This window comes from Marivita cryptomonadis, from assembly GCF_002115725.1.
Classification (GTDB): domain Bacteria; phylum Pseudomonadota; class Alphaproteobacteria; order Rhodobacterales; family Rhodobacteraceae; genus Marivita; species Marivita cryptomonadis.
The window spans coordinates 12914-35146 of sequence record NZ_JFKD01000027.1 but is presented as its reverse complement, the minus strand read 5'-3'; the positions used below and the strand labels follow the sequence as shown (position 1 = coordinate 35146).

The window sequence follows — 22233 nt, the reverse complement described above, 5'->3', positions numbered from 1 at the left end:
CGGCGCGCAAGGCATCTGCGGAAACCGGTGTGCCGCTTGACGTAATGCAAACTATCACTCGGCTTGAAACGGGCCGGGGAAAGACGGCAGATCCCTGGCCTTGGACGATCAATCACGCTGGCAATGGGTCATGGTTTCAGACCGAAGACGAGGCCCGATCTTTTGTTTTCTCGCGTATAAAACGGGGTGAGTCGAACATCGACATAGGCTGTTTTCAAATCAACTACCGTTGGCATGCTGATGGGTTTCGGTCTCTTGATGACATGTTTAACCCTGATCTGAACGCTTTATACGCCGCGCGTTTCCTGATTGACCTGTACCGAGAGTTCGGCACTTGGGCTGAAGCCGCGGGCGCATATCACAGCCGCACACCCAAATTCGCGGAAAAGTACAAAGCCAAATTCAGCAAGATACGTAACTTGCTGCCGCAACCTGACTCCAGTGCGCCCCTCAAGCAAATACAAGAGGTCGCGTCAACGTGGGGCCGGTCAGGCACTGCGCGACCGGGATCGTTGTTTCTGTCCGAAAGCGCGACCAATCAACCTTTCATCCCGTTCAGAAAGTCGGATTGATGTTGCGCGCTGTGCAGGACATGTTCGCCAATCCGACGGTTGCTCTGGCCGTTGCCTTGATGGCGATCATTGTGATGATGATCTTGCCCGTTCCAGCATTGGTTCTGGACATTGGCCTTGCCACGTCATTCGCTCTGGCGATCCTGATTTTCACCGTCACGCTGTTTGTTGAAAAACCACTAGATTTTTCGGCTTTCCCGACCATCCTGCTTGCTTCATTAATGCTGCGCCTGTCTCTCAATATCAGTTCGACCAAACTGATCATTGGCGAAGGTCACACGGGGACTGATGCCGCCGGCAATGTGATTCAGGGTTTCGCCGATTTTGTCATGGGCGGCAGCGTTTTTCTGGGTCTCGTCGTCTTTTGCGTTCTGCTGATCGTCAACTTTATGGTGATTACGAAAGGCGCCGCGCGCATGGCCGAGGTAGGAGCCCGCTTTGCTTTGGACGGCATGCCCGGCAAACAGTTGGCCATCGACAGTGACATGGCCGCAGGTGCGATCACACATGACGAGGCGCGCGCACGTCGAGATCGCGAATTGCAAGAAACAACTTTCTTTGGTTCGTTGGATGGTGCCTCCAAGTTTGTCAAAGGTGATGCGATTGCAGGGCTCTTGATCACCCTGCTCAATATCGTGGTCGGCCTCATCATGGGGACGGTCGTTCATGGCATGCCGATTGGAGCCGCATTCGAGACTTACGCGATCCTGACAGTTGGCGATGGACTGGTCACACAAATCCCGGCTGTCATCATTTCCATTGCCGCCGCGTTGTTGCTTGCGCGCGGTGGCGCAATTGGCGCAACCGATCTTGCGATCACGTCGCAATTGGGGCGTCACCCCGCCGCGCTGGCCACCGTGGCTGTTCTGATGGTTCTTTTTGCCTTGGTCCCCGGTCTGCCCGGTGTGCCGTTCCTCTTTGGGGGGGCGATCCTTGGAGGGCTGGCGTTTTGGGTCAGTCGACAGAACCTGAAAGACAAGAAAGACGAAAGTGCAGCCAAAGCTGTTGCGCCCCGCATCGAGCGTCCGATCGGAGATGTGCTTGATCTCGATGATGTGCACGTCGAATTTGCACCCGACCTTGTCGATATGGTTCTCGATCCCGCCAATGGACTGGATTCCCGGATCACTAATATGCGGACCCATATCGCGCGAAGCTTCGGGATGATCATGCCCGAAGTCCGCCTGACAGATGACGCGTTGCTCCGGGATGGCACCTATGTGCTCCGCGTTCATGGTGTCGAAGTCGCACGTGGCGTTTTGCATCCTGACCTGATGCTCGCACTGATCCAAGAAGATTCTGTGGCGCTTCCCAAGGGTGAGGACGTCGAAGAACCAGTCTACGGAGCGCCCGCCCGCTGGATTCACCGATCGGAACGCGAAGAAGCGCAACTGAACGGTCTTACTGTGGTGTCTCCCAGCGAGGTTCTGGCGACACATCTTCTTGAAGTGATCAAACGGAACTTGGGACGGCTTCTGACGATGAAGTCTCTGAAACGGCTTTTGGATGAACTTTGCTCGTTGTCGAACCCATCACGCGCCGAGGCGAACCGCACACTTTTAGATCAGACCATTCCCGACAAGGTGCCAATGGATACGCTGTTGCAGGTTTTGAAACTTCTACTCGATGAACAGGTATCTATCCGAAACTTCCAGTTAATTCTCGAGGCGGTTGCTGAAATGCGTGGCCAAGGACACGCGGCAGAAACGATATGTGAACATGTCAGGCAACGGCTTGGGTTCCAACTTGTTGCCGCTTTGCGCCGCGACGATGGCACCATCCCGTTGGTGCATTTGGCGGCCGAATGGGAAAAGCGCTTTGTCGATTGTGAGATCAAGAGCGAACGGGGCGCACCGGATGTTGCGCTGTCTCCCAGTGACTTTGAAACTCTGGCAAAACGCATTGCGGAAGAACTCGCACGAACAAGCAAGAAAGGCATCTTTCCAGCATTGGTGACACCAGGCAGACGCCGCCGGTTTCTGCGAAGCATTTTGACAGCCAAAGGCCTATCCAATCCGGTTATGGCGTTCGAAGAAATCGGCCTTGATGCAAAACCCGCGCTTGTCGGAACGATTGCTGCCTAGTCATGGTCGAAGGGGTTCTTACAGAACTTACCTCTCAATTCTGGCTGGTGGCTGCCGTCTTTCTTAGGCTGGGCCCGGCATTCTTTCTCGCTCCGGGTTATGGAGAAGGCTACGTTTCTGCGCGGGTCCGATTGGTTGTGGCCCTCTGCTTTGCCGCCGCGATTGCGCCGGTACTCGAGCCGCATCTTCCGGATGTTGCTCCAACTGGATCGAATCTTTTTTGGTATGTGCTCCGAGAGACGACTTTGGGCACGTTCATCGGCCTTGTGTCGCGTGGCATGATCTATCTTCTCGAAAAAGCTGGTGCGATTATAAGCCAGTCGATTTCCCTGTCGCAAATGTTGGGAAATGCGACGGAACCCATGCCAGTCGTGAGCCATATTCTTACCACGACTGGGGTAGCTATATTGTATTCTACAACATTGGCTGATCAGATGCTTTATACATTTGTCACAGGGTATAGCCTTTCCATGCCGTCGATGAGCAACATCGCAGGGTTCCTGGCAGGAAAAGCCTCAAATCTAATTAACTACATTTTCAACCAAGCTGTTGTCCTCGCGTCTGGTTTCCTGAGTTTGATGTTCGTCTATTATCTATTTATTGGATTTGTAAATAAGGCGATGCCCCAATTCATGGTGTCTTTTATTGGAATTCCTTTTGTGGCGCTGTTTTCCATACACTTTCTTTATCTGCATCACGACATGCTCTTATCGGTCTGGCAAGAGAAGGCGAAAGTGATTCTGATGATGCCTTATACTTATCAACGATGAGCGAGGAGAAAGAAGATCAAGGTGACAAGCCTTATGAAGCATCGCGCCGCAAGCTGGAGGAGGCACGCAAGAAAGGTGAGATTGTTCGATCTCAAGATGTGGTCAATCTCGCGGTCATCTCCCTTGTATTGATCGCACTTGCAGTGATCTATGGTGGCTATATGGCTGATATTGTTCAAGATATGAGATATTTTATCCAGACTTCCTTGTTAGAATGTGAGATTTTGAACGGTCGAAATCTGTTTGTCAGAAGCACCCGTTCAATTGCACCGATTTTTCTTTTCCTATTCGTATTTCCGTTCTGTGTTTTGCTGCTTGGGCTTATCGCCACGCGTCAAGTTCTTTTCACCTCAAACAAGATACAACCGAAATTGAATCGCCTTTCGCTTTTGGGGAATGCCAGAAAAAAATTTGGAGCGTCTGGCTTTTTTGAGTTTACGAAGAATGTTGTGAAATTTTTGATCTTGGCTGGTTTAATTTCGCTCTTTTTCAGCGACAGTTTCATTCTTTTTGAGAGCGCTATTACGCTGGATGAACACAATGCTCTTGCAAATATCTATGACGTTGCATTCAAATGGCTTTGGTTCACTCTTGGTGTCTATGTCATATTCGCCATGATCGATGTGCTCTGGCAGGTGCAGGAACACGCTCGAAAAAATAGAATGTCCCACAAGGAAATGAAGGACGAGCACAAGAATGAGGAAGGTGACGAGTCCATTCGACATAAACGGCGCGCAAAGGCAGAAGAGATCGCAACCAATCGCATGTTGCTGGATGTGCCTAAGGCAGCTGTCGTGATCACCAATCCGACCCACTATGCCGTGGCATTGCATTGGGATGGGACTGCGAAGTCCGTGCCAAAATGCGTTGCAAAAGGCACTGACGAAACTGCGCGCAGAATTCGGGAGATTGCCATGCAAAGCGGCGTACCGCTTTATCGTGATCCAACAACGGCACGCGAGCTATTTGCAAAAGTGGAAATTGGACTGACAATCGACATATCGCATTACAAAGCGGTTGCTGCAGCCATCGGGTATGCACGTCGCATCGAGAAGAGGATGGCGCGTGGCCGATGACGACAAACTGACACGCGTTCTCGAAGTTATGGATGCCCGGGTTCAACTCTTCAGATCAAATTTGGCCTCTGAGTTACGCCTGAAGGACGAGCTGCGTGCGCAACAAGTGGCGATAACCCGACAAGAAGACACCCTGATCGCATGCCTTTCAGAGCGATCCGTCCAGCAGCCCGCCACCTTCAAAGCCAGAGAGTTGAGATTGCAAAAGCTAGTTGAAGATCAGCTCAGGTTGCAGCCGGTTTTGGCCAGAGCCGCCATTCAACGCACGCACACTCAAGATCAACTCAGTGCGGCCTTACGTCAGAAGCTTGCTATCGAACTGGGAATTGAACGCAGAGATCGGGACAAGGCGCGGTCCTCTGTATATTCGGCCGGCGACCAGCTTTTGTTTGAAAGGAACAAACGGCGCTAGAATGTGTCCTGTCGCGCCATATCGGTGATCAAGACGTTCACATTCTGAACCCCAAGAACGTCTTTCGATCTTTGGGACAATGCGCGTTTCACAAGTTCCAACGTTTGTCGTGTGATGATTTCATCATTGAAACCATCAAGTGCCGCGAGGCCGAACAGTTCGGAAATGAATTCGTCGCGAAGCTTGGGCTCTAACGAGCGAACAAGATCGCCGCGACCTGCTTCGACTTCGAGCGCAACCGTCAAAATGACCATTGCGCGAACGCGAGTGTCAATGATGACAGGCACTACGAACTGGCTGGGCAACTTGACGATTTCAAGACTACCGGTTTCCTGTTGAGCATCCTCTGCTGTGCCCTTTGCGACCGTTTGATCGGTTGGGCTTGCGCCATGTGCCTCTGACGCCGCGCCGTCGTCTGACTTTGAAAGAAAAACAGCGGCTGTTCCTCCGCTGGCCAGCCCTATGACAAGTGCGAGGATTGGAAACACGTATTTGAGCATAATGAATCTTTCCGGGTTTCAGAATGGCAGAATGACGTCTAGCACTTGCTGTCCGATCCGAGGCTGCTGTACGTCGCTGATTTGCCCACGTCCTCCATAAGAAATACGCGCTGAAGCCATTTTGTCGTAGGTGATTTCGTTTTGTCGCGTGATGTCGGCCCGGCGCACAAACCCGGAAACAAAAAGCTCCCGAAGTTCAAAATTCACCCGGACTTCTTGCGTCCCTTCTATCCGGAGAACGCCATTCGGTAGAACATCGACCACGGTGGCGGCAATGCGCAGGGTCAATTTCTCGTTTCGCCGCACCGAACCGTTGCCTTGGCTCGAACTCGAGGACTCAAGATCTACTGCGGTGTCGAGGCTCGCCCCATCAGGTAGAGATTTGTTCTGCCGTTGCGGTGTGCCCAGAAGATGAGGGATGCCAAGGTTTTCATTTGCACCACGGGATCTGGATGTGGTGTTTGAAATCTCGGCTTCATCGTCAATTTCGACGAGAACAGTCAGGATGTCTCCGGTTGTGAATGCGCGGCGATCGCCGAACAGGGACGATTGATCACCGCTCCACAAGGAGGCTTGTCGGTAAGCTGACGTATCAATCGCCTTCTCAGGCAGACCTGAATAGATCATCGCCTGCCGCTCCACGCTTTCATTTTGCGGCGAAAGGCTGGGTGGTTGCCCAACATGTTCGAGGCGACCGCAGTTTGCCAAGATCAGGAAAGCGATGGGAAAGACTGTGAAACGATGCGCCATATCAAGGGAGTACTCTGAGTGAACCATTTGCAATTACTTCTGCGCGGATCGTGTTGCGGGACGTGAGGTTCATTGCACGGATCACGTCACCGACAGCACCACGCTCGAGGGCGCGCGCTTCGGTGGAGATCGTCAATCCGTTGAGTTCAAAGATTGCCGTCACAACTTCGTTGCGTTCTATCGCAGCAGCTTGGGTGATATTCGACACCAAGACAGGGTGTCCGGCGTAAATTGCCCGTTTCGCTTCGGACCCGATGACGTCTTCAAGAGACTGTGCGGCTCCGGCTGTCTCGACCATTTTCAGAAATACGGCGTCTGCCGAAATCACTTCACGGGCACGGATGGTGTTTCTTGCGAAGACCGTCTCTGCGAAGACTGACGTACCGGTGAAGGACAACACGAGTGTGAGAAGTATCCGCACTATCGCACCTGTGTGGTCGCACCGAGCATTTGGTCTACGGCTGAAATGACCTTGGCGTTCAACTCGTAACCGCGTTGTGCCTCGATCAGCTCGGTCAACTCTCGTACCGGGTCGACGGAACTGTCTTCCAGATATCCTTGCCGTAGTGTGCCCAAACCTTCTTCGCCCGGGGTCGCGACCAAGGGGCCGCCAGATGCTTCGGTTTCGGCAAAAAGATTGCCGCCGAGGGCTTCAAGGCCTTTTGCATTTGCAAATCCGACCAGACTCAATTGACCAAGCAGTTGCGGTTCCGCAGTTTCTGCGAAGTAGGCATATACTTCGCCCTCGGGATTAATGGAAATGCTGCGCGCGTCTTGAGGGATGACGATCTCGGGAGCCACAGGAAATCCCTCGGAGGTGACGATCAGGCCCTCTGCATTTCGCTTTAAAGAGCCATCCCGCGTGTAGGCGCTTTGGCCGGACGGCATTGCGACTTCGAGATATCCATTGCCATCAATTGCTAAATCAAGATCGGAATTGGTCTGGCTGAGTGACCCTTGTGCAAGGTGAACCGACACAGCGGCCGGACGCACGCCGAGTCCGACTTGCACGCCGGTCGGCAGAACAGTCCCGTCCGCTGCATTCACGGTGCCGGCGCGCGCAATCTGTTGGTAGTGCAGATCGGAAAATTCTGCACGGCGTGCGTTGTAGCCGGTTGTGTTCATATTGGACAAATTGTTCGAGATGATTTCGACCCGCATTTGCTGGGCCGTCATGCCTGTTGCGGCGATCTTGAGAGCTCGCATGGAGTTTCCTTTATTTGATGAGTGTCTGGAGGGCGGATTTGGATCGTTCATCCCCCATATCGAGGAGTTTTTGACCCATTTCGTAGGCACGCTGCACTTCGATCAACCGGGTCAATTGGGAAATTGCATCGACGTTCGAGCCTTCGAGATGACCCTGAAGAACAAGCCCATTCGCTGCGGGTATAAGGGCGGCATCAGTTTGAAACAGCACACCAGCTTCGCGCTTGAGATCTGCCCCGGCTTCCGGTTCGACCACACCAAGCTGCCCAAGCAGTTGCTCTCCGAGGCTGACTGTTCCATCGGCTGCGACAGTGACATCTGCCTCTCCGGGTGGGACATTGATCGGCGCTCCCCCAATATCGAGAACGCGGTGACCTTCGGCAGTCACGATATCGCCGACGGAATTAACGTTGAACGCGCCAGCCCTGGTCAGACGAATGCCATTTTGCGTTTCGAGTTGAAAAAATCCGTTGCCTTCGATGGCAAGATCAAGAGGGTTTCCTGTTTGTGTAAGAATGCCCTGTGACATCGAGGTCGATTTAACCCGCGCTGCCGCCATGGACAGGCTGTCGCCTTGACCAACCGCTTCAATATATTCAGAAAAAACAATTCCTTGCTGCCGAAATCCAGTTGTGGCGACATTCGCCATATTATGCGCAATAATTTCCATTTCACGCATCAGCCCGGATTGACGCGTCAGCGTCACATATCCTGAGGTTTCCATCTCAGCCTCCTGAAATTGACGGAATGATGACGGTCTGAAAAAAGTCGATCAGGCTTTGTGTCATGACATTCATCGATGCCCAGAACACGGCCAGCATCGCTGCCAGTTTCGGTACAAAGGTCAGAGTCATTTCCTGGATCGATGTCAGGGCCTGAAACAACCCGATCGAGACACCCGTAACGAGAGCCACAAGCAAAACAGGCGCAGAAATCACTACGGCGACGCGCAGACCTTCGCGCAATACGTCGTAAATGTAGCCCTCACTCAGCATTCTGATCACACCGGCATTCGGAGGATTTCTTGGTACGCTTCGACAACCCGATTACGGACTGTCACCGCTGTTTCGACGGCCAGCTGCGATTGCGACAACGCCTCAACCAAAGCATGGGGATCGGCGTCACCATACATCGACCCCATTGCGGTTGTTTCCGTCGCCGAGAGCGCCTGTGCAAAATCTTCTGTGATCTTCGCAAAGCTCTGCGCGATTTCTGCGCGAGGATCGGGTTCTGTTGCGGGTTTGAGCGCCGCGTATTGCTGTGAGGCGAAAAGTGTTTTTACGTCCATGTCTGTATCTCCATTCTGGAAGGGGTTATTTGCGTAAAAGATCCATGAGGCCCGAAGACATTTGGCGCGTCTGGTCGAACATCTTGAGGTTGGCCTCGTAACTGCGCTGCGCTTCGCGCGCGTCCGCGATTTCTAGGATGAGGTCGACATTCGAACCGACATAATGCCCCGACTGATCGGCCATAGGGTGACCGGGATCGTAGATGCGCTCTCCCAGTCGCCGATCAAGCGCCACTTTCTCTAGCGCAACGGCCGACACGCCAGTAACGGTGCGGTCTTCAGAAAATGCGACGGTCTTCCGACGATATCCGGGCGTGTCAATGTTTGCGACGTTTTCGGAAACAATTCTCAGCCTGTACGACTGTGCTTTCAGGCCACTTGCTGCAACGCTCAGGGCTTTTGAAAAATCGGACATTTTGAACCTCCTACTGCTTGCTCAGGGCGCTGCGGAGAATACCAAGAGACGCGCGATAAATGGCTAGAGCACGATCATGTTGGCGTTTTGCTTCTACTGACGTCAGGATCTCTGTTTCAAGATTGACGCTGTTCCCATTCGGATCGCTGCTGGTCGCCAATGCGAAAGACCGCGGGTTCATGATCGCCACAGGTTCGAGGTGACCATCCCGAGTTCTGCGTGTCTCAAAGCCGCCATGCGATCGTGGCAACCAGTCTTCAAACGGCCTGACCGTTTGTGCGGAATATCCCGGCGTATCTGAATTTGCGATATTCTGAGACGTGAGCGCTTGCTTCGCGCCAGCGTGGCGCGCCATCGACATTGCGGTTTTGAACACATCCAAGTTCTGGAACATGACAGGGCTTCTCCCTCGTTTCGTTCAACGAAGGCTTAACCCTGATTCCTTTAGAAAGGGTTTGCAGAACGTGAAAGGAGCGCATGATGCAAGCCCCCGCTTTTGAATCGCTGAAAAGCAAAGTCGCCGAAATCTCGCATTCGCAAGCAGTTGGGCGAGTCGTTTCGACCGATGGACATACGATCGAGGTGTCAGGACTGGAAAAAGATGGCCGTATGGGCGATCGCGTGCGTCTGATACGCTCAGACGGGTCGGCTTTGATGGGCGATATTCTGCGTCTCAATAACACTGGGGTAACAGTTCTGCCCGATACATCGCTGCGGCAGGTTGCCTTATCCAATCGTGTGACACTTTGTGGGCAAGTACGTATTGCACCACATGCGTCGTGGCTTGGACGGGTGATCGACCCTTATGGAAAACCGCTTGATGGGAGCTCTCTTGTTCCTGGGCCCACCGCGTTCGACCTAGAGAATGAACCGCCAAGTGCGATGTCTCGAAAACCAATGGGGCCTCGTTTGAGAACCGGTTTTCATCTCTTGAATACAATGCTGCCTATTGCGCGTGGCCAGCGCCTCGGGATCTTCGCGGGTTCAGGCGTAGGAAAATCCACGCTTCTTGCTGACTTGGTTCGATCCATGGAAGCCGATGTTATTGTTTTGGCTTTGGTCGGAGAGCGCGGGCGCGAAATCACTGAATTCACGCAGAATGTGCTTGGAGCCCAAGATCATGAACGTGCCATTGTCATTGCTGCCACTGCGGATTCGGCGCCAACCGCCCGATTGAGATGTCCGCTGACAGCGATGAGAATTGCTGAGTATTTTCGAGACGCTGGGCTACAGGTTCTCTTGTTTGTCGATTCGATAACGCGCTTCGCGGAGGCGCACCGGGAAGTTGCGGTGTCGGCTGGGGAATTTCCGAGTTTGCGAGGCTTTCCACCTTCAACGCCCTCTCGTGTGACTAAACTTGCCGAGCGAGCGGGCCCCGGTCCGCATGGTGCAGGTGACATTACTGCGATTTTTACAGTTCTGGTTGCAGCTTCGGACCTGAATGAGCCTGTAGCTGATATGTTGCGTGGAGTCCTCGACGGGCATGTCGTTCTCGACAGAAAACTGGCTGATCAGGGCAAATTTCCCGCTATAAGCACCTTGGACTCCGTCTCTCGTTCTCTGCCTTCTGCAGCAGATGCTGCAGAAAACGATCTGATCGCGCGCTCAAGACACCTCCTGGCGCGTTACCACGAGGCTTCAGCGCTGATCGAAGCTGGTCTTTACACCGGCGGCGGCGACCCTGAATTGGATCAAGCCATTGCCTTTCAGAACTTCTTTTCGGAATTCATCAAGACACGAACCGATGGCACGATCCAAGACAGTTTCGGCGCGCTGCGGCTCTGTTTGCTGCGAAGTGGTGCACTGAAAGATTGACGGTAGGGTGTGTCCTTAAGAGGATCTTTGGGGAATTGCCTGCAGTAACATGAGGGCTGTTTGCCAGGGCGTGGATTCCGCCGTTTTTCCAACGTCGCGCATTACCAGAAACTGGCGGGTTATCTTTTCGGCCAGCGCTTCGCTGCTGAGCTCTGAAAGGCTGCTGGTGCCAAAAGCATTCTCTGCCTTGGCTTTAATTCTTTGATGCTGATCATCGATATCCAACTGCGCAAATGCCTTTGGAAGGCCAAGGGCTGTTTGCATCACTTCCCTAATGGGCGGTGTTGCAAGAACTTGATACCAACCTGCAGCATTAGACATCGAGGTTGCAGAGAGTTTTCTGAATTCGCGCGAAAACTCTAAAGCAAGACGCATATCCTGATCATTTTCTCCGATCTTGATTTCAAAAGCATTATTTTGAAAGCGCACCACGATTTCTTCAGCGAATCCTGTCGCCAGCTTGTGCTGCGGTGGCGTTGTCGAAAAATCGAAATCCCGAGCGAGCGCTTTATATCTTTGATCCGACAACTTATTGGCCAAAGCAGCCCGGCTATCGACGCCTTCTTTCATAAGGGTCTTTACGAAGTGTATGTTATTGATGTCTTCGGAAAGGCCGTACGCTCCAAGGACAACGCGCAATAATCGGCGATTTTCGACAAGGTCCTCGGCACTGTTGACGGTGTCGAACTTTTCTAGAAAATATCTTGAGTTTGAGAGTGTTTGTGGGTTCCGGTTGAACGCAGCTTTTTGGGTGCTCAGCGTTGACTTGAGAAGCGTCCAACCTGCAAGACCCGTGCCTGATACGAATGGCTGAAAGCTCATTGTCTGCGCTGCGCCAAGAGACGCGCTTCCAGTGGCAAAATCTGTCTGAGAAGTTTTAAACACCCGTAAGCATTTCTTTCCTCGATTGCGACTTTCGCTTGCTGCAAAAGGTTCGAACTTGCCCGGTCGACCAAAACATCTGCCAAGATCTGAATTTGTCCCATTAACCTGTCCCAAAGAGGGGATGCATCGACTTCGCCGCTGAGCAGAAGTTGTGCCAGATAGCACGCCCGGCGCACCGGAGTGTTAGCATCGTCTGGATGTATTGCATCTTTGAGACGCAGGATATTAGCCTGTGCAGTCAAAACAGTAATTCGCGAACGACGATCACCGTTTTCAATTACCGCCCCATTAATCAAGACACGTTCTTTGGGGCCTAATTTCAGTACAAGACCGGTCATTGAGAATCCTTCTTGTTTGTAAGGCCGCGCAACACCGAAAGATTGATATCAATCAATGGGTCGGCCGATAGTTTGTTCGAAAGAATTTTGCGTGTGTGCTCCTGTGTGAACTCACCCAAGTAAAATATTCTTGCACGAAGGCTTTCTGGCAAGGCATTGCCGGTGCTCGCTACATCAGCGGAAAGTACAATCCACAGTTTGCAATTATCTCTTAAAGCACTGGCAAAGTCGGGAAAATTTTCGGCGCGCATCTGATTAGCACGCCTCAAGCGTCGAGTCGTTTCAAGAATGACGTCAATTTCTGCATCCTTTACCGATCTCGTCTGTGCGTTTGAATAATTATGGTGAGCGAGGTTCTGAGACATTACGAGTTCAACCTATGCAGTATCATTGTGGTGAAGGCGGAGCGGGCCGCTTGAACGGCCCGGTCTTTATCACCGGAACAATGAGAGCAAAGATTGCGGCGCCTGGTTGGCAATGGAGAGCGCTTGAACGCCCAGCTGTTGCTGGACTTGAAGAGCTTGCAGCCTTGCGGATGCTTCTTCCATATCCGCATCGACCAGTGTCCCGATACCGGATTTCAAGGAGTCGGTCAGGCTGGAAATGAAGTTCGACTGTGTTTCAATGCGCCCTTGAGCCGACCCGAAAGATGCGGCGGAATCGATGGCATTCTGGATCATGAATTCGATTGCAACCAATGCAGCATCAGCACCACTGTCTGTCGTTACGTCGATATCATTGAGTCTCTCCAAACCACCACCGATCGTGACTTCCGTTGGGCTGGTAAGGGTATCGATGCGCGCAGCGATCGTGTCCGTGCCATCAGTCACAGAGGATGCGATCGACAGGCTGCTTCCGGAAGCAGTGACATTGAAGACGTCGGTATCGAGGCCTTGTTCAGCTGCGTAGATGGCAAACGCCTGCGCCAGTCCTTTTGCGACATCACCAGCGGTGTCACCATCCCGAGCGATATACATAATTTTCTGCGCGTCCGCTGCGGTCGTTCCGGTTGTGTAGTCCGCTGGAGCGAAGTTGTCGCCGTTGGCGTCTGTTCCAGTCAGGCCAAGGCTGAAAATCTGACCCGCACCTGTCGGTGCAGTCACTGCAAGAGAAGCTGTTTGAGTTGCATTAAGAGTTGCTGCCGCTGTCAGGTTTGCCACGGTCCCGCCAGTCACTGAACTGGCGGTAGTGCCAAGATCTTTCTTTCCGACAGCAATATCGCTGGCTGATACGCCGCTAGAAGAACGATCGAGGGACGCGAGGACATTCACTGTTCCAGAACCGGCATCGGTTTCCCGATTTGACAAGAGATTTAGGCCATTGAATTGAGCAGCCCCTACGACTGCATTGATTTGGTCACGCAACGCGATGATATCAGTTTGAATTTTTGCGCGATCGACATTCTGTTCTTGAGATGCAACGATTTTTCCTTTCATCTCAGTCAGAAGGTCAGTCACGGTTTCCGCACCGTTACGCGCCACTGCCACAGTGGATTCACCAAGATTCAGGCTATCTGAGATGCCCTGGAACCCTTTAACGTCAGACTCCATGACCTTTGAGATGGCCCATACGGCGGCATTGTCGCGTGCTGTGCCAACCGATTTTCCGGTCGAGATCGCATTTTGTGTATCGGTCAATCGAGAATTGATTGATTTAAGTGTTTGAAGCGCGACCATGGCGCCATTGTTTGTCAGAATGCTGGACATTGTATTCCTTTCAATTGTGCTTTGCACATTTCTGGGCAACCCTCAAATAAAAGGATTGCGGTTCAATGCCATTCTGACAAGTGCTGGGTCGTGCCCCCCCTGTGTCAGGGAAGTTGTCCGCTGCTCTACTTTTCCTCTATTTCTCAGGTGGGCGGGATAGGACGATGATTTGGGATACTCACCGGAACGCAAGGCGGCTGTGCTGAAGCGGATGCTGCCGCCGAACACCATGGCCATTCGGCAGCTGTCGCAGGAGGAAGGGATCTCTGAGGCGACGCTGCACAAGTGGCGTGCCGAGGCGCGCGGCAAGGGGCAGCTTCTGCCCGACGCAGACGCTGGCCCCGAGGGCTGGTCCTCGCGCGACAAGTTCGCGGCGGTGCTGGAAACGGCGGCGCTGAACGAGGCCGATCTGGGCGAATACTGCCGCAAGCGCGGGCTCTATCCAGCGCAGATCTCGGCGTGGCGGGCTGCGTGTGAACAGGCGAACGACTGGGATCGTGCCAGCACTGCGCGTCTTGGGCGGGCGACCAAGGACGAAAAAAAGCGGGTCAAGGAACTGGAACGCGAGCTTGCTCGCAAAGACCGCGCATTGGCCGAGACCGCAGCACTTCTGGTTCTCAGAAAAAAGGCGGCAGCGATCTGGGGGGACGGAGAGGACGTATGATCAGCACCCCACATCGCCAAACCGCCACGCTGCTGATCGAAGAGGCCGTCGCCGCTGGCGCGCGCCGGGCCAAAGCCTGTGCCGTGCTGGACATCAGCGACCGCACCCTGCGTCGCTGGACGAAAGGCGGCGAGGTGCAGCCCGATCAGCGCCCCCTCGTGCCGCGTCCGGAACCGCGCAACAAGCTGAGCCCGGCGGAACGCGCGGCTGTGCTGGAGGCATGTAATTCAACGGAATTTGCCAGCCTTCCGCCCAGCCAGATCGTGCCGAAGCTGGCTGATCAGGGGCGGTATCTGGCGTCAGAATCCAGCTTCTACCGCATCCTGCGCGCAGAGGGGCAGCAGCAGCACCGGGGCCGGGCCAGACCGCCGATCCGGCGCAAACCACCCACCAGCTACATGGCCAGCGCACCCTGCGAAGTGTGGACCTGGGACATCACCTGGATGCCGGGGCCGGTCGCGGGGATGTTCTTCTACCTCTACCTGATCGTGGACATCTTCAGCCGGAAGATCGTCGGCTGGGAAGTTCATGAGCGCGAAAGCGCGGAGCTGGCGGCCACTCTGGTCCGTCAGGCGGTTCTGGCCGAGGGCTGCACCCTGCGTCCGCTGGTCTTGCACGCTGACAACGGCAGCCCGATGAAGGGCGCGACGATGAAGGTGACTATGGAGAAACTGGGCATCACCGCGTCCTACAGCCGCCCGCGCGTCAGCAATGACAACCCGTTCTCCGAGGCGCTGTTCCGCACCTGCAAATATCGCCCGGACTGGCCGAACAAGGGATTTGCCACGAAGGCCGATGCCCAAGCCTGGGTGAAATCCTTCGCCAGCTGGTATAACGGGCAGCACCTGCACAGCGCCATCCGCTTCGTCACGCCAGATGCGCGTCACGCCGGGCTCGATCGCGCAACCCTCGCCAGCCGTGCCAGTCTCTATGCAATTGCACGGGCGCAAAACCCGCAACGCTGGTCAGGCAAAACCCGCAACTGGCAACCCGCTGGACCCGTCTGGCTCAACCCCGAAACCGAAATAGGTGCTCCTGAAATCAGAGACGCCGCATGAAATCGGCGGACAACTCCTTTGACAAACACCGTGCCCGCGCCACGCTCACCGTGCGCCATTAGATTCTGCGATAGATGTGAATTTTGAATTAATACGATTTGGAAACCTGATCTAATTAGATAGATTTTGATAAATAATCACGCACTCGTTAGTAGTTTGTAAGGAGCTGAAAAATAGCATTAGAGTGTAAAGTATCCTTGGCGTTAACATGAGTTGGGTGTTGTGCTCGTAGATCTGAATTTTTCACGTGGCTCGTCAATGACCAAGAATATATGCTCACCCACTGTGGATGACGTGGATGACTCTGTTCAAGTCGATCCTACAAATTTTCTTCAGCATATATTTATTGTGAAAAACTTATCTATTTCAGGAGTAGATTCTGAAAAAGTATTAATTGAAGATTTAGAAGATAAAAATTTTCTGAAAAAGCCGCAACCCTCTAGAGATTACTCGGATGAAATTTCTTCAAATGAAATAGCTTCTAGTCAAATAATCTCTTCACATTCCCCTCAGTCAGAAGGCATTCCACGGCAAGCCAAATTTCGTTCTATGATACACACTAACGAAAGAATGAATTTTGTTCTGAACTTTGGTAGACAGTCAAATCCGCATTCTCATATATTGGACATCTCTCAAGAGGCTTCATCTACGGCGTCAAATTACAAATTAAGCTCCCAAAAGCTCCCAATGAAAAAAGTACAAGCTGAGAACTTGGTCCGCGAGCTTCCAAGTGTACATGAGGGTTCTGACAAGAATGATTTTTTGAAAGACTCACCACCCATGAGTAGTGTGAAAGCTCCAACGGTTACAAGTGTTCAACATCTGCAATCAAGTTTTCGATCTGGAGGAGACATAAGAAATTACGCAGAGAATAATATCACTATTTTCGAACATAGCGCTAAACAGCTCGTAGAATTTCCAAATGATAAAAATATGGCTGTGAATGAAACACGGGTTTCTGGTGACGGTGGGCTTAAAGAAGGTGTTGGTCATCGTGTTGACCGTTGGATAGATGGAGGGAACTCAAACACAAAAAATATTCCACTGCGACCTTTGTCGATTTTGCATAAGGATGAGATGGCAATCTCATCTTCTGCGCAAGTTGATATTGACGTGCCGGCATCTGTCGAGCCGAAATATTTAGATGAAATCTCCAAAGGAACAGCTGGATACATAGATCGGTTTGGACATCAGACCCGCTTGGAAAACTGGGTGCGACGGCCAGCCGAAATTGGCATATTTTCAACAAGCTTAACTTCTGATCAACCACTTACAATCATAACGTTGGAAAATGGTATTGAAGGTGTCGACATCAAATTCACGGCCTCAAGTAAAGAGCTCACCGAATTACTTTCGCGTAATCAACAAGAATTAAGAAATATTTTTAGACAATCTGATTTACAAAGTTATCAATTCTCTTTTTCTAATGGATGCGCTGGAGGGCACTCTTCCGAAAAATCGCTTAACAGCGCTAAAAACGAAATGACTCAAAATCTGGTGGAGGAGGTTGCAGTTGCAACGCAATTTTTTCCAGCTACTGGGGTCGACAAGCGTATCTAAGAGGTCATTGTGGAAATCGCCCAAGTTGAAATACAAAATACTAACCTTGCGCCTTCTTCAGAAAAAGGTGTTTCGCAGGATTTTGAGACATTCCTGAGGATGCTGACAACACAGATCCAAAACCAGGATCCCTTAAGCCCAATGGCCGCTGATCAATTTGCCAGCCAATTGGCGACTTTCTCAATGGTCGAACAGCAAACGCTGACCAATCAGAATATAGGGTCATTGATCAACATGTTGTCTGCCAGCCGTATCTCGAATTTTGCTTCGGTGGTTGGGCGATATGCGTTGCATGATGGCCCTTTCAACTATTCCGGTTCGGCCATTGCGTTTGAATTGGGTGAGGCGCCACGGCAAGATGGTGACGCCAAGCTTACCATCACCAACGAAAGGGGTGCATTGGTGGCAGAAGTGAACTTGAATGCAGGTCAGACAAGACTGCAATGGGATGGTAAGGCGCTTGACGGTTCACTGGCTGCGACGGGGCTGTTGACGGTTGAAGTCCGTGGGATCGGAGATAATGCACTGATTAATGTGCCCGTATACACTGGAGGCTTGGTGGAGGAGATTCAGTTCGGCGAAACTGGTGCGGAATTGCTCTTGGCCAATGGAACAGTTGTTGGCGAAGCTGATGTCGCCAAGCTTAGATAGCGGTTGAAGGGCGTTCGGTTTTCGAGGCGCCTTGGTAGCAGGAGCAAGCAAACACAGCCGCTATGCTTGCAGTGGTTTGACAACAAGCTCGCCTTCCTCTTGGGCTTTCATGGCAAGTGCGGCAGCATGTGCTCCAGCTGCAGTGGTGAAATAGGGGATTTTGTCGTAGAGAGCGACCGAGCGGATTTCTCGGCTGTCCTCTACAGAAGCGGTGCCCTCGGTCGTATTCATTACAAGGTCAATCCCGCCATCTTTCATAAGATCGACAATGTTGGGACGTCCTTCATAGACCTTCTTCGTTGTCTCGCAGGAAATGCCGTGCTCGGACAGGAACTTGGCGGTTCCTGAGGTAGCAACGATTTTGAAGCCGAGATCATCCAAAAGTCGGGCAGTCTCGACCAATTGGTCAGTCTTGTCCTCGTTCTTGATCGAGAAAAATACGCTGCCAGACCGCGGAAGGAAGTTACCTGCGCCCAACTGCGCTTTCAGGAAGGCCCGGGGGAACGACCGATCCCACCCCATAACTTCGCCGGTGGAGCGCATTTCTGGCCCAAGGATCGTGTCGACACCTGGGAATCGCGCGAAGGGCAGGACGGCTTCTTTGACCGAGAACCAAGGCATCATCGGATTGGCGAGGGTCATCGGATCTGCAAGCGGCAATACAGTGTCATAGTCAGCGTTTTCGGGATAAGGTTCCCGCATCGGGAAGTTGGTGAGCGGTTCGCCTGCCATTACGCGTGCTGCGATGGAGGCAATCGCTGAATCGGTCGCCTTGGCGACAAACGGCACGGTACGCGAGGCGCGGGGGTTCACCTCGATCAGGTAAACGTCTCCATCTTTGATCGCGAACTGCACATTCATCAGTCCCACCACGTTCAATGCCAAAGCAAGCGCTTCGGTTTGGCGCTTGATTTCTGCCAGAATGTCGTCCGAGAGTGAGTAGGGAGGCAGGGAACACGCACTGTCGCCCGAATGAACACCTGCTTCTTCGATATGTTGCATGATGCCGGCAACATGCACCTGCGTGCCATCGCACAATGCGTCAACGTCTAGTTCAACGGCACCAGACAGATAGTTGTCCAAAAGAACAGGGCTGTCGCCTGACACGACGACTGCTTCATTGATGTAGCGTTCAAGGTGACCCATGTCGCGGACGATTTCCATCGCACGTCCGCCGAGAACGTAAGAGGGGCGGATGACCAGAGGGAACCCGATATCCTCTGCGATTGCCAAGGCTTGCGCCCCGGTAGAAGCGATTCCGTTATGCGGTTGCTTCAAGCCAAGATCGTTGACAAGGGTTTGAAACCGTTCGCGATCTTCGGCCAAGTCAATGGCATCCGGTGTCGTTCCGAGGATCGGAATACCTTCTGCTTCGAGAGCGCGGGCCAGTTTGAGAGGCGTCTGACCGCCGAATTGCACGATCACACCGTGAAGCGTTCCGTTCTCCTGTTCGACACGCAGAATTTCGAGCACATGCTCGAAGGTCAGCGGTTCAAAATACAGCCGATCCGATGTGTCATAGTCGGTGGATACGGTTTCCGGGTTGCAGTTGACCATGATCGTTTCATAGCCAGCGTCCGTCAGCGCGAAACAAGCATGGCAACAGCAGTAGTCGAATTCGATCCCTTGGCCGATCCGGTTGGGACCGCCACCAAGGATGACGACCTTTTTACGATCGCTGGGACGCGCTTCGCATTCCACCTCGCCCATCATCGGGGACTCGTAGGTGGAGTACATGTACGGTGTTTGTGCCTCGAACTCTGCAGCACAGGTGTCGATACGCTTGAAGCTTGCCTTAACATTCAACTTGAGGCGCAGCGCGCGCACCTCTTTTTCCGTGTTCCCGGTCAGATTGGCCAAACGCGCATCGGTGAAGCCTAGCATTTTGAGCGCGCGCATCCCTGCCGCGTCTTCAGGCAGACCACCGCCGCGGATGCCTTCTTCGGCTTCGACGATTTCCCGAATTCGGGCCAGAAACCATGGATCAAACATGGTCGTCGCATGAATGTCTTCATCGCTCAAGCCGTGGCGCATTGCCTGCGCGATGGTGCGCATACGGTCTGGTGTCTGTTGGCTGATCGCCTTAATCACGGCAGATTTTTCTGGTGCACCTTCGATAAGTACCTCATCGAACCCGGTCAGACCGGATTCCATGGAAGCCAGTGCTTTTTGAAGCGACTCGTGAATTGTTCTGCCAATGGCCATCGCTTCCCCGACCGACTTCATTGCCGTTGTCAGGTGAGGTTCCGAACCCGGGAATTTCTCGAACGCAAATTTCGGGATTTTCGTGACCACGTAGTCAATCGTTGGCTCAAAGGATGCCGGAGTCACCTTGGTGATGTCATTATCAAGTTCATCAAGTGTGTAGCCGACAGCCAACTTGGCCGCGATCTTGGCGATCGGAAAACCTGTCGCCTTGGAGGCAAGCGCTGAAGACCGACTGACGCGGGGGTTCATTTCGATCACCACCATACGACCGTCTTCAGGATTGATCGCCCACTGGACGTTCGAACCTCCGGTTTCGACCCCAATTTCCCTAAGAACGGCAATAGAGCCGTTCCGCATGATCTGGTATTCTTTGTCAGTCAGGGTCAAGGCTGGGGCGACGGTAATAGAATCACCGGTATGCACGCCCATCGGGTCGACGTTTTCAATGGCGCAGACGATGATAGCGTTGTCCGCGCGATCACGTACGACCTCCATCTCAAATTCTTTCCACCCCAGAAGCGACTCGTCGACGAGGATTTGATTGACAGGAGACGCGTCCATGCCGGACCGGCAGTAGTGGACGAAGTCTTCGCGGTTATAGGCCACACCGCCACCCGTACCGCCCAAGGTAAAGGCGGGGCGAATAATCGCCGGAAGGCCAATATCCTCAAGTTCGGCAAGGGCAAGTGCCACACCGGCATCAAGGTCGGCATTGCCATTTGGTTTCTTAGGGGCGGTGATGATTGTCGCCTTCGGATTTTCAAGGCCGATGCGATCCATCGCTTCACGAAAGAGCTTCCTGTCCTCGGCCATTTCAATCGCTTCGCGCTTGGCGCCAATCATTTCGACACCGAACTTTTCGAGAACTCCCATCTCTTCAAGCGCGAGGGATGTGTTCAGACCCGTCTGCCCTCCCATGGTCGGAAGCAGAGCGTCCGGCCTTTCCTTTTCTATGATCTTGGCCACGATTTCCGGCGTGATGGGCTCGATGTAAGTGGCATCAGCAAGCCCAGGATCGGTCATGATGGTAGCCGGATTCGAGTTCACGAGAATGACCCGATAGCCTTCTTCCCTCAGGGCCTTGCAGGCCTGCGCACCAGAATAATCGAATTCACATGCCTGACCGATTACAATGGGCCCGGCTCCGATGATCATGATTGATTTGATATCGGTACGTTTGGGCATTGTGTCACCTCGTTTCGCGCGGATCGGTGCCGGGTGAAGTCCCGGCGGGCAAATTCCAGCGGGTTATAGACATGCGCGAGTGACGTTCAAGCCTCTTACGCTCCTGTTTCGAAGCTGTGGATGTAATTCGTTCAGCGCTTTCTGATTGCGCTGTCGCGTTTCACATCGTGCGTTTTGAATGTTAAGCTGGGCGTTGGTGGTAAGTTGTGTCAACTTGCTTGGACAGTTTTGGTGTCTGAATGCAATTGCGGCATGGAAAAGAGCTGATTATTCGATCTTTCGATAAAGTTTTGGGGCACCTGAGAGCAATTCTTTCGCGGGAGGCGCACACCAGAACTGCGTCAAAGAAAATGTCAGGACCCGCACGCAGCGTTGACGACTTCGCGGGTATGGCAACATTGGGGCGGAACACTCCGCGCGCGATGGGGGTGAGAGACAAGAATGAGCGCGCCGATGAAAGGTCCGTTAAAACAGCCTCGCGAGAGGACCTTCATGAGCTCCAACATGATTCTCCCGATCCATGAGGTTCTCGAAACATACGCGGGCGCCGAAGAACGGGACCGAATTTTCCAAGAGGCCGGGTTGAAGTTCCTTCCGTCCCCCCAAGACCCGGTCAGGGAGCGACTTGTCGCGCAACTCCATCAGGGAATTCGTCGTGATTTGCCTGAAATTTGGCGCGACATCATGGTGACCGCCGGCGAAAAAGCGGCGCAGGTGGTTTTGGATTATCGGTTGGACGCATCTGCTCGAGACCTGTTGCGCCGACTGCCATGGTCGCTTGCAACGTGGATGCTTGTCCGCACCACAACGCAAAGCGCATGGACGTTTTCGGGCAGCGGAGATTTCCGCGTCTTGCGCACCTCGATGCTCGAAATTTCCAACAACCCAGTCACGCGGTCTGAAACCAGCGACGTCCCAGTCTGCCTGTTTCAGCAAACCGTGCTGGAAAACGTATTCGCAAGAGCAGTCGACATCCGACTCCGGTGCCAAGAAACGCAATGTTGCGCCGCTGGCGGAGAGTCCTGCCGCTTTGAGCTTTCGATGGCCTGACAAGGCGTCCGCCCTATCGCATCACGTAGTGGCGCTCAAT

Annotated in this window: 24 protein-coding genes; 10 read left to right on the top strand and 14 right to left on the bottom strand. The window is 53.0% G+C overall.

The window, feature by feature from the left end:
• The 5 genes from MCRY_RS20100 to MCRY_RS20080 all read left to right on the top strand — a co-directional run.
• The coding region (locus MCRY_RS20100) for a transglycosylase SLT domain-containing protein (protein WP_139834132.1) at positions 1–572 on the top strand (572 nt) is incomplete at its 5' end.
• Entirely contained in the window at positions 572–2656 is a 2085-nt protein-coding gene (gene flhA / locus MCRY_RS20095) for a flagellar biosynthesis protein FlhA (RefSeq protein WP_085633219.1), read from the top strand. The genes MCRY_RS20100 and flhA, both read left to right, overlap by 1 nt.
• A 2-nt stretch (positions 2657–2658) precedes the next feature.
• Positions 2659–3426, top strand: coding sequence for a flagellar biosynthetic protein FliR (locus MCRY_RS20090; protein ID WP_085633217.1), 768 nt, complete (start codon positions 2659–2661; stop codon positions 3424–3426).
• Complete coding sequence (locus MCRY_RS20085) at positions 3423–4502, top strand: EscU/YscU/HrcU family type III secretion system export apparatus switch protein (protein WP_085633215.1); 1080 nt, start codon at positions 3423–3425, stop codon at positions 4500–4502. Before MCRY_RS20090 ends, MCRY_RS20085 begins: the two co-directional genes overlap by 4 nt.
• Positions 4492–4914 (top strand): hypothetical protein, encoded by a 423-nt coding sequence (locus tag MCRY_RS20080; RefSeq protein ID WP_085633214.1) that lies wholly within the window; start codon positions 4492–4494, stop codon positions 4912–4914. Before MCRY_RS20085 ends, MCRY_RS20080 begins: the two co-directional genes overlap by 11 nt.
• Here MCRY_RS20080 and MCRY_RS20075 read toward each other — a convergent pair.
• Genes MCRY_RS20075 through MCRY_RS20035 form a run of 9 tightly spaced genes read right to left on the bottom strand, consistent with a single transcriptional unit; the run spans position 4911 to position 9467 of the window.
• Positions 4911–5414 carry a flagellar basal body-associated FliL family protein gene (locus MCRY_RS20075; RefSeq protein WP_085633212.1) on the bottom strand — a complete coding sequence of 168 codons (504 nt, stop codon included), beginning with the start codon at positions 5412–5414 and terminating at the stop codon, positions 4911–4913. The genes MCRY_RS20080 and MCRY_RS20075 overlap by 4 nt on opposite strands.
• 18 nt (positions 5415–5432) lie before the next feature.
• Positions 5433–6164, bottom strand: coding sequence for a flagellar basal body L-ring protein FlgH (gene flgH, locus MCRY_RS20070; protein WP_085633210.1), 732 nt, complete (start codon positions 6162–6164; stop codon positions 5433–5435).
• 1 nt (position 6165) lies between these two features.
• A complete protein-coding gene (gene flgA / locus MCRY_RS20065; RefSeq protein ID WP_085633208.1) occupies positions 6166–6585 on the bottom strand; it encodes a flagellar basal body P-ring formation chaperone FlgA in 420 nt (139 codons plus the stop codon).
• Positions 6585–7370, bottom strand: a complete 786-nt coding sequence (flgG, locus tag MCRY_RS20060) for a flagellar basal-body rod protein FlgG (protein ID WP_085633206.1) — start codon at positions 7368–7370, stop codon at positions 6585–6587. Before flgG ends, flgA begins: the two co-directional genes overlap by 1 nt.
• Positions 7371–7380: 10 nt before the next feature.
• On the bottom strand, positions 7381–8094 hold the full coding sequence (locus tag MCRY_RS20055) for a flagellar hook-basal body complex protein (RefSeq protein ID WP_085633204.1): 714 nt from the start codon (positions 8092–8094) through the stop codon (positions 7381–7383).
• Between the two features lies 1 nt (position 8095).
• Complete coding sequence (locus MCRY_RS20050) at positions 8096–8365, bottom strand: flagellar biosynthetic protein FliQ (RefSeq protein WP_085633202.1); 270 nt, start codon at positions 8363–8365, stop codon at positions 8096–8098.
• A 5-nt stretch (positions 8366–8370) separates the two neighbouring features.
• Positions 8371–8658 (bottom strand): flagellar hook-basal body complex protein FliE, encoded by a 288-nt coding sequence (gene fliE, locus MCRY_RS20045; protein WP_085633200.1) that lies wholly within the window; start codon positions 8656–8658, stop codon positions 8371–8373.
• A gap of 25 nt (positions 8659–8683) precedes the next feature.
• Positions 8684–9073 carry a flagellar basal body rod protein FlgC gene (gene flgC / locus MCRY_RS20040; RefSeq protein ID WP_085633199.1) on the bottom strand — a complete coding sequence of 130 codons (390 nt, stop codon included), beginning with the start codon at positions 9071–9073 and terminating at the stop codon, positions 8684–8686.
• Between the two features lie 10 nt (positions 9074–9083).
• The gene (locus MCRY_RS20035; protein WP_085633197.1) at positions 9084–9467 is read right to left on the bottom strand and encodes a FlgB family protein; all 384 of its coding nucleotides are present in this window, start codon (positions 9465–9467) and stop codon (positions 9084–9086) included.
• An 83-nt stretch (positions 9468–9550) separates the two neighbouring features.
• Between MCRY_RS20035 and MCRY_RS20030 the strand changes: the two genes are divergently transcribed.
• A complete protein-coding gene (locus MCRY_RS20030; protein WP_238939593.1) occupies positions 9551–10888 on the top strand; it encodes a FliI/YscN family ATPase in 1338 nt (445 codons plus the stop codon).
• A 15-nt stretch (positions 10889–10903) separates the two neighbouring features.
• On the opposite strand, the gene MCRY_RS20025 is transcribed toward MCRY_RS20030, so the two are convergent.
• From MCRY_RS20025 to MCRY_RS20010, 4 genes are all read right to left on the bottom strand, one after another.
• The gene (locus MCRY_RS20025; protein WP_085633193.1) at positions 10904–11710 is read right to left on the bottom strand and encodes a DUF1217 domain-containing protein; all 807 of its coding nucleotides are present in this window, start codon (positions 11708–11710) and stop codon (positions 10904–10906) included.
• Positions 11707–12111, bottom strand: coding sequence for a flagellar biosynthesis repressor FlbT (gene flbT, locus MCRY_RS20020; protein ID WP_085633191.1), 405 nt, complete (start codon positions 12109–12111; stop codon positions 11707–11709). Before flbT ends, MCRY_RS20025 begins: the two co-directional genes overlap by 4 nt.
• Positions 12108–12476, bottom strand: a complete 369-nt coding sequence (gene flaF / locus MCRY_RS20015) for a flagellar biosynthesis regulator FlaF (protein ID WP_085633189.1) — start codon at positions 12474–12476, stop codon at positions 12108–12110. The genes flbT and flaF overlap by 4 nt, the downstream gene beginning before the upstream one ends.
• Positions 12477–12545: 69 nt before the next feature.
• Positions 12546–13817, bottom strand: coding sequence for a flagellin (locus MCRY_RS20010; RefSeq protein WP_085633187.1), 1272 nt, complete (start codon positions 13815–13817; stop codon positions 12546–12548).
• Between the two features lie 211 nt (positions 13818–14028).
• On the opposite strand from MCRY_RS20010, the gene MCRY_RS20005 reads away from it, so the two are divergent.
• From MCRY_RS20005 to MCRY_RS20000, 3 genes are all read left to right on the top strand, one after another.
• Positions 14029–15539 (top strand): IS3 family transposase gene (locus MCRY_RS20005; protein WP_139834133.1). Its coding sequence is split into 2 segments (ribosomal slippage): positions 14029–14449 and positions 14449–15539, totalling 1512 coding nucleotides; the frame shifts between segments, so codons are not numbered across the junction.
• 294 nt (positions 15540–15833) lie between these two features.
• On the top strand, positions 15834–17099 hold the full coding sequence (locus MCRY_RS22665) for a flagellar hook-length control protein FliK (RefSeq protein ID WP_139834131.1): 1266 nt from the start codon (positions 15834–15836) through the stop codon (positions 17097–17099).
• 9 nt (positions 17100–17108) lie between these two features.
• Positions 17109–17750, top strand: coding sequence for a flagellar hook assembly protein FlgD (locus tag MCRY_RS20000; protein WP_085633185.1), 642 nt, complete (start codon positions 17109–17111; stop codon positions 17748–17750).
• Between the two features lie 60 nt (positions 17751–17810).
• On the opposite strand, the gene carB is transcribed toward MCRY_RS20000, so the two are convergent.
• Positions 17811–21143 (bottom strand): carbamoyl-phosphate synthase large subunit, encoded by a 3333-nt coding sequence (gene carB / locus MCRY_RS19995; protein WP_085633183.1) that lies wholly within the window; start codon positions 21141–21143, stop codon positions 17811–17813.
• A 492-nt stretch (positions 21144–21635) separates the two neighbouring features.
• Between carB and bchJ the strand changes: the two genes are divergently transcribed.
• On the top strand, positions 21636–22193 hold the full coding sequence (bchJ, locus tag MCRY_RS19990) for a bacteriochlorophyll 4-vinyl reductase (RefSeq protein WP_176234535.1): 558 nt from the start codon (positions 21636–21638) through the stop codon (positions 22191–22193).
• The last annotated feature ends 40 nt before the right edge of the window (positions 22194–22233 follow it).